Genomic DNA, 6,353 nt, shown 5'->3' on the forward strand with positions numbered 1-6,353 from the left:
TCCCACGCTGGCTCCACACCTACAATCACCACCGCGGACACACCGCGCTGAACGGCAAACCACCCGCCAGCCGCGTCCCCAACCTCACAGGGCAATACAGCTAGGGCGCCGTCCAGCCGGCCGACGTGCCGCAGCGCCGCGCCCACGAACTCGTCGGCGGAGCCCGGGTCGGCGTTGTCCGCGACCACGCCGATGACGCGGGCGTCACCGCCCAGGTCCCGGGCCGCGTCCGCGACGGAGGCGGCGCTGCGTCCGGTGACCACCCTGGCGCCCTCGGCGGTCAGCACCTCCGCCACGGCCCGGCCGAGTCCCCGGCTGCCGCCGGTCAGCAGGTGGACGTGGTCCCGGCATCCCAGATCCATGACGGCGTTCCGTTCCTCGCGCCTCAGAGGGTGATCTTCTGGGGCCGGGTGGTCACCACGATGACGGAGGTGACTCCGGACTCCAGGGCGGCCGTGAACTCCTTCTCCAGCTCCGCCGTGCTCGCCACCTCGACGGCACGGCAGCCGAAGCCCCGCGCCACGGACACGATGTCCAGTCCCGGGAGGTCGAGTCCGGGCACGCCCGGGGTCCGCTCCAGGTCGGCGAAGGACTTCAGGATCGAGTACTCCCCGTTGCGCATCGCGACGTACACGACGGGCAGCCCCTGCTGCACCGCGGTCCACAGCCCCTGCACCGAGTACTGGAAGGAACCGTCCCCGATCAGGCCCACGACCGGACGTCTGACCCCGCGGTCCCGGTCGCCGAGGGCGATGCCGACGGCGGCCGGCAGGGCCCAGCCGATGCCGCCGCTCGCGGTGGCGAAGAAGGACCCGGGCTCCACGGTGGGCAGCCACTCGGCGTGCTCGGCCATGGTCGAGGTGGACTCGTTGACGAAGACGGCGTGCTCCGGGCGGACCTCGCCGAGGGCGGCGTAGACCTCGGCGGGCGTCGGCGGGCTGCTCGGGGTCTGCGGCAGCTGCCGTGGGCGCGGCATGGGCTCGGGCCGCTCGCGGTCGCCGCCGTCGGCGACCTCCTCGGTGAGGAGTTCGATCGCCATCCGGGCGTCGCCCAGGAGGCTGTCGCCGACGCGGGCGGCCGCAGCGACCGCCGGGTCGCTCGTGATGTGCAGCAGTTCGGTCCGCGGCGGCAGGATCTCGCCGGGCACGTACGGGTAGTACCGGAAGACCTCGGCCCCGATGACGACCACCAGGTCGTGGCCGGTGAGCCGTTCGCCGATGGCCCGCACCGACATGCCGAGCGGGCCCCGGTAGAGGGGGTGGTCCTCGGGGAACGACGCGCGGTCCGCGAGCGGCGGGCTGTAGACCGCCGCCTTCAGCCGCTCGGCCAGCGCCACGGCGGCCTGCCATCCGCCGGCGCGGTCCACCTCGGGCCCGAAGACCAGGGCGGGACGCCGGCTCGCGGTGATGCGCGCGGCGAAGCGCCGCAGGCGCTCCGGGTCCGGCGCGTACGCCGTGCTGACGTCGCGCAGGACGGCGGGGCCGGCCAGCGGCCGGTTCCAGTCGTCGAGCGGGATGGACAGGAACACCGGCCCCGCGGGCGGCTGCAGGGCCGCGGCGTAGGCGCGCATGAAGGCCTCGGGCACGTCCTGCGCGCGCGCCGGCTCGTACGACCACTTCACCCACGGCTTGGGCAGGGTCGTCGCCTCGCGGTTGCCCAGGTAGGGCTCGCCGATGACCAGTTCGCGGTGCTGCTGGCCCGCGGTGACGATCAGCGGGGTGTACCCGTGGTACGCGGCGACCAGGTTGCCGACGCTGTTGCCGAGCCCGGCCGACGAGTGCACGTTCACCAGCGCCGGGCGGCGGGTGGTCTGGGCGTAGGCGTCCGCCATGGCGATGACGGAGGCCTCCTGGAGGGCCAGGACGTAGGTGAAGTCGTCCGGGAAGTCCTGGAGGAACGTCTCCTCGGTGGATCCCGGGTTGCCGAAGACCGTCGTCAGCCGCAGTGACCGCAGCAGGTCGTAGGTCACCGATTGGACGGTGGATCGCTCGCTCATGGTGCGCAGTGCTCCCAGGGGCCCGGTGGACGCCGAGGCGGACGGTATCCGCCGGTCGCGGGGTGTCACCTGTCGCGACACACAGTGACGTTAGACGCTCGCACCGCACCCGCCCAGCACATCGGACGTGCCGCGCGGTGCGATCATCCCAACGGGCGGCGCGGGCGAACGGGCCCCAGTGGGGGCCCGCCTCAGGGGTTCGGCAGCTCCTGCTCGGCCCAGATCGTCGTGCCCGACTCCTCGTACCGCGTGTCCCAGTGCCGCGTGAAGGAGGCGACGATGAACAGACCGCGTCCGCCCTCGTCCTGCAGGCGGGCGTGGCGCAGGTACGGCGCGGTGTCGGCGTCGTCGTGCACCTCGACGGTGAGCCCCCGGTCGAGGATGAGCCGCAGCCGGATGGGGCCCTTCGCGTGCCGGATGACGTTGGTGGCGAGTTCACTGACGACCAGGTCGGTGACCGGGGCGTGGTTCTCCAGCCCCCACTGCGCCAGCCGGCCGTGCGCGGCGCGGCGGGCCTCGCGGACGGAGGGCGCCTCGGCGGGGAAGGTCCAGCTGGAGACAGGGTCGGGGGCGATGGTCCGGGTCCTGGCCAGCAGCAGGGCGGCGCCGTCCTGCGGGGTCGCACCGCGCAGCACCTTGTAGACGATCTCGTCGCACACCTCCTCGGGGGCGGCCCCGGGGGCGTGTGCCTCGGCCCGGCGCAGGGCCCGCACGGAGGGCACGGCGACGGCGAACCGCCCGCCGGCGAGCGCCAGTGAGCACTCCAGGAGGGCGACGGACTCCTCGTGGTGGCCCAGGAACAGGTGTCCCAGGCCCACTCTGCGCAGCGGCTCGGGTCGGTCGAGAGGGATGCGCCCGGAGTCGTCCCGGGTGATCAGGTGCTCCACGCCGTCCCGCCTCCGTCCCCCGCCCGGCCGAGGGTCAGGAGTCCGCCGTGGCGCCGTGCCCGAGGTACAGGGCTGCGCCGGCGTCCCGGTCCGAGGCGGTGAGGTAGGCCCAGCCCAGGGGGTTCCAGCGCAGACGGCGCACCTCGACGCCGTCGATCACGGCGTTCCCCCGCGCCGCGCACTCGTACGCGTCCGCGGCGCGCAGCATGGCGGTCCGCACGGCGTCCTCCGCGTCGGCGGCCTCGCCGACCACGTAGTAGTGGCTGCGCACGGCACCCCGGGCCGTGCTGAACCGCAATCCCACGAACCATCGGTCCTCGGGGGCGGTGACGGTGGCAAGCATCGGCACTGCTCTCCTCATCCGCGGTCTCCGTGGCGTCCGTCTCCGGACCACCACCCGTCGATCCGTTGGAACAGCGGGCGCGGCGCCCTCCATCGCAGGTCGGGGAGGCCCCGGTGAACCTGGGAACCGCGGTACCACCCCCAGGGGCACGGGCAGCGCTCAGGCCCCGTCGGCGGGCCGGTACCGGACCGCGCACGTGAAGACACCGGAGCCGGACCGCTCGCACTCGACGTACGCAGCGGTCCCGGTCTCGGCGGCGGGGGGACGCCAGGGCATCACGGCCTCGCCCGCGAGCAGCGCGTCCAGGGTCTGCAACCGGGGGTCGCGCAGGGTGGGGTGGTGCTCGTAGCCGGCCGCACCGAGGGCCATGGCGACGGCCATGCCGAGCAGGTTGACCTCGGTCGGCTGCTCGGGCGGTGCCGAGCCCTCCGTCGGGTGGAGGCGGATGCCCTCGTCGGGCACCTCGATCACGCGGGCGGCGTAGCGCTCGGTCATGGGCGGGGTGGTCTCCTTCCGGTGCGGTGGCGCGAGGTCATCCCCCGCTGGGACCGAAACGCTCGGTGCGGATCCGGTCCGGGGAGTGGCCCAGGGCCACCAGCAGGCCCGCGGCCGTCTCGACGAAGCCGGTGGGGCCGCACACGTAGCAGGTGGGCTCGAAGTCCGCGGGCCAGCCCCATTCGGCCAGGTCGCGCGCCTGGAGCCGGCCCGCGGGGCGGGTCCCGCCGTCCGGCGCCGAGCGGGTGTGGACGTACGTCGTGTCGAGACCGGGCTCGCCCCGGTCCAGTTCGGCCGCGTAGAACCGGTCCCCGGGCGTGCGCACGGAGTACAGCAGCCGGAACGGCGCGCGGCTGCCCGCCGCGGCGCGGGCGCGGACCATCGCCATGAGCGGGACGAGCCCGGAGCCGCCCGCGACCAGCAGGACCGGTTCGGTCTGCTCGGGGCGCCAGACGAACCAGCCGCCGACGGGGCCGCGGATCTCGACGGCGTCGCCGACGGCGAGGTCGTCGGTCAGGTAGGGCGAGACCTCGCCGTCCTCGACGCGCTGGACGGTCAGTTCGATCCGGTCGCCGTCGGGCGCGGACGCCAGGGAGTAGCTGCGCTGGGTGCTGTAGCCGTCCTCCGCGGTGAGCCGGACGTCGAGGTGCTGTCCGGGCAGGTGGCCGGGCCAGCCGGGCACGTCGAACACGAGGGTCCACGCCGCCTCGGACTCGGCGCGCCGCTCCACCAGTTCGGCGGCCTGCCAGCGCAGACGGTCGCCTAGTCGCCTTGGTACCGCTGTTCGCGCCATGGGTCTCCGTAGTCGTGGTAGCCGACGCTCTCCCAGAAGCCCGGCTCGTCGTCCAGGAGCAGCCGGATGCCGCGGACCCACTTCGCCGACTTCCACAGGTACAGGTGCGGGACCAGCAGCCGGGCGGGGCCGCCGTGCTCCGGGGCGAGCTCGTCACCGTCGTACTCGTGGGCGATCCACGCCTGCCCGTCGAGGAGGTCCTCCAGGGGCAGGTTGGTGGTGTAGCCGCCGTAGGAGTGAACCAGCGCGTACTCGGCGGCGGTCTCGACGTCGGCGAGCAGCACGTCCAGGGAGACGCCCCGCCAGTGGGTGCCGAACTTCGACCACTTGGTCACGCAGTGCAGGTCGACGGTCGGCGTCTCGGCCGGCAGTGCCATGAGTTCCGCCCAGTCCCACCGGTGGCGGGTGCCGTCCTCGGTGGTGACGGTGAACTCCCAGTCGTCCCGGGTGATCCGCGGGGTGGGTCCTGCGGACATGACGGGGAAGTCGAAGGTCTCGTACTGTCCCGGCGGGAGTTCGTTGCCCGATGTGGGGCGCCGGCCGTGGAATCCCCGCGAGATGATGGGCATGCCGCGCCGTCCTTCCTCTCCTCGCCGCCCCGCAGTCGTGGTGCGGAACCCCAGCATCGCGGACCGGGGGAATCCGGTCCACCGGAGCCCCGGGCGGGCGCGGCCCCGGTCGGTCGTGACCGGGGCCGCGCCGTCACTGGGGGTCAGGCGACCGGCCGGGGCGGCTCGACCACCAGGGAGGAGTCGCCGCCGCGGACCCGCTCCAGCACGCCGGCGGTGGCCTCGTGGGGGGCGCCGAGCGGTACGACGCTGACCTCGTTCAGCCGCGTGTACTGCTCCGGGGTGAGCTGCACGTCGAGTGCGCCGAGGTAGTCCTCGAGCTGGGCGGTGTTGCGCGGGCCGATGATCGGCACGAAGGACGTCGCGGCGCGGGCGCCCCGCTCGCGCAGCCAGGCCACGGACACCTGCGCCGGAGTGGCCGCGGTCTCCTTGGCGATGTCCAGGACGGTGTCGACGACCGCGGTCTTCTGGGCGGACGACTCGGTGTGGATCAGCGTCTTCAGGTCGCTGAGCCGGCCCTCGTCGCCGCCGCGGTACTTGCCGGTGAGCAGGCCGCCGCCGAGCGGGGACCACAGGGCGGCGCCCAGCCCGAGGCTCTCGGCCATCGGCAGCACCTCGCGGTCCGCGGTGCGCTCCACGAGGCTGTACTCGACCTGGATGCCGGCGACGGGGGCCCAGTTCTTCAGCTCGGCGAGGGTGACGGCGCGGGAGACGCGCCAGGCGGGGAAGTTCGACAGCGCGGCGTGCAGGATCTTGCCGGAGCTCACCAGGTCGTCCAGGCCGCGCAGGATCTCCTCGATCGGCGTCAGGTCGTCCGGGAAGTGGACCCAGTACAGGTCGATGTAGTCGGTGCCGAGGCGCTTCAGGCTCGCGTCCACCGAGTGGATCATGTTCTTGCGGCTGTTGCCGGTCCTGGAGATGTCCACCTGCGGTGTCGAGGCGACGCTGAACTTGCTGGCGACGACGAAGTGGTCGCGGTCGGCGGCGATGAAGCGGCCGAGCAGTTCCTCCGACTCGCCGAACTGGTAGTTGTCGGCGGTGTCGAGGAAGGTGCCGCCGGCCTCGGCGAACCTGTCGAACATCCGGCGGGACTCGTCCGGGTCGGCGCCGGCGCCCCAGCGGGTGCCGAAGTTGCCGGTGCCGAGGGCGTACTCCGAGACGCGCAGTCCGGTCCGGTGTCCGAAGGTCGTGTAACGCATCAGTTCTCCTTGACGGGGCGGTGCTGTCGTGGGGGGTGATGTGCGGTGTTCCGCGGGGGTCGTCACTGGGG

General features: G+C 73.4%; 7 protein-coding genes and 2 pseudogenes. 1 reads left to right on the plus strand and 8 read right to left on the minus strand.

Annotation, left to right across the window (positions count from 1 at the left end):
• Window positions 1-104: pseudogene (locus PV341_RS42940) on the plus strand (IS481 family transposase); the annotation flags it as partial.
• A gap of 63 nt (window positions 105-167) precedes the next feature.
• Here PV341_RS42940 and PV341_RS42945 read toward each other — a convergent pair.
• From PV341_RS42945 to PV341_RS42980, 8 genes and pseudogenes are all read right to left on the minus strand, one after another.
• A pseudogene (locus PV341_RS42945) lies at window positions 168-362 on the minus strand (SDR family NAD(P)-dependent oxidoreductase); the annotation flags it as partial.
• Between the two features lie 23 nt (window positions 363-385).
• Window positions 386-1,996 (minus strand): benzoylformate decarboxylase, encoded by a 1,611-nt coding sequence (mdlC, locus tag PV341_RS42950; protein WP_500360714.1) that lies wholly within the window; start codon window positions 1,994-1,996, stop codon window positions 386-388.
• Between the two features lie 191 nt (window positions 1,997-2,187).
• The gene (locus PV341_RS42955) at window positions 2,188-2,883 is read right to left on the minus strand and encodes an ATP-binding protein (protein WP_500360716.1); all 696 of its coding nucleotides are present in this window, start codon (window positions 2,881-2,883) and stop codon (window positions 2,188-2,190) included.
• Between the two features lie 34 nt (window positions 2,884-2,917).
• Window positions 2,918-3,244: a hypothetical protein gene (locus PV341_RS42960; protein ID WP_500326276.1), complete on the minus strand. Its 327-nt coding sequence runs from the start codon at window positions 3,242-3,244 to the stop codon at window positions 2,918-2,920.
• Window positions 3,245-3,385: 141 nt separating this feature from the next.
• Window positions 3,386-3,721: a hypothetical protein gene (locus PV341_RS42965; RefSeq protein WP_500326278.1), complete on the minus strand. Its 336-nt coding sequence runs from the start codon at window positions 3,719-3,721 to the stop codon at window positions 3,386-3,388.
• 37 nt (window positions 3,722-3,758) lie between these two features.
• On the minus strand, window positions 3,759-4,514 hold the full coding sequence (locus PV341_RS42970; protein WP_500326279.1) for a ferredoxin reductase: 756 nt from the start codon (window positions 4,512-4,514) through the stop codon (window positions 3,759-3,761).
• The gene (locus PV341_RS42975; protein ID WP_499515724.1) at window positions 4,484-5,083 is read right to left on the minus strand and encodes a sulfite oxidase-like oxidoreductase; all 600 of its coding nucleotides are present in this window, start codon (window positions 5,081-5,083) and stop codon (window positions 4,484-4,486) included. The genes PV341_RS42970 and PV341_RS42975 overlap by 31 nt, the downstream gene beginning before the upstream one ends.
• A 143-nt stretch (window positions 5,084-5,226) precedes the next feature.
• The gene (locus PV341_RS42980) at window positions 5,227-6,282 is read right to left on the minus strand and encodes an aldo/keto reductase (RefSeq protein ID WP_500360718.1); all 1,056 of its coding nucleotides are present in this window, start codon (window positions 6,280-6,282) and stop codon (window positions 5,227-5,229) included.
• Between the last annotated feature and the right edge of the window lie 71 nt (window positions 6,283-6,353).

This window comes from Streptomyces sp. PA03-1a (genome assembly GCF_033792805.1).
Taxonomy (GTDB): domain Bacteria; phylum Actinomycetota; class Actinomycetes; order Streptomycetales; family Streptomycetaceae; genus Actinacidiphila.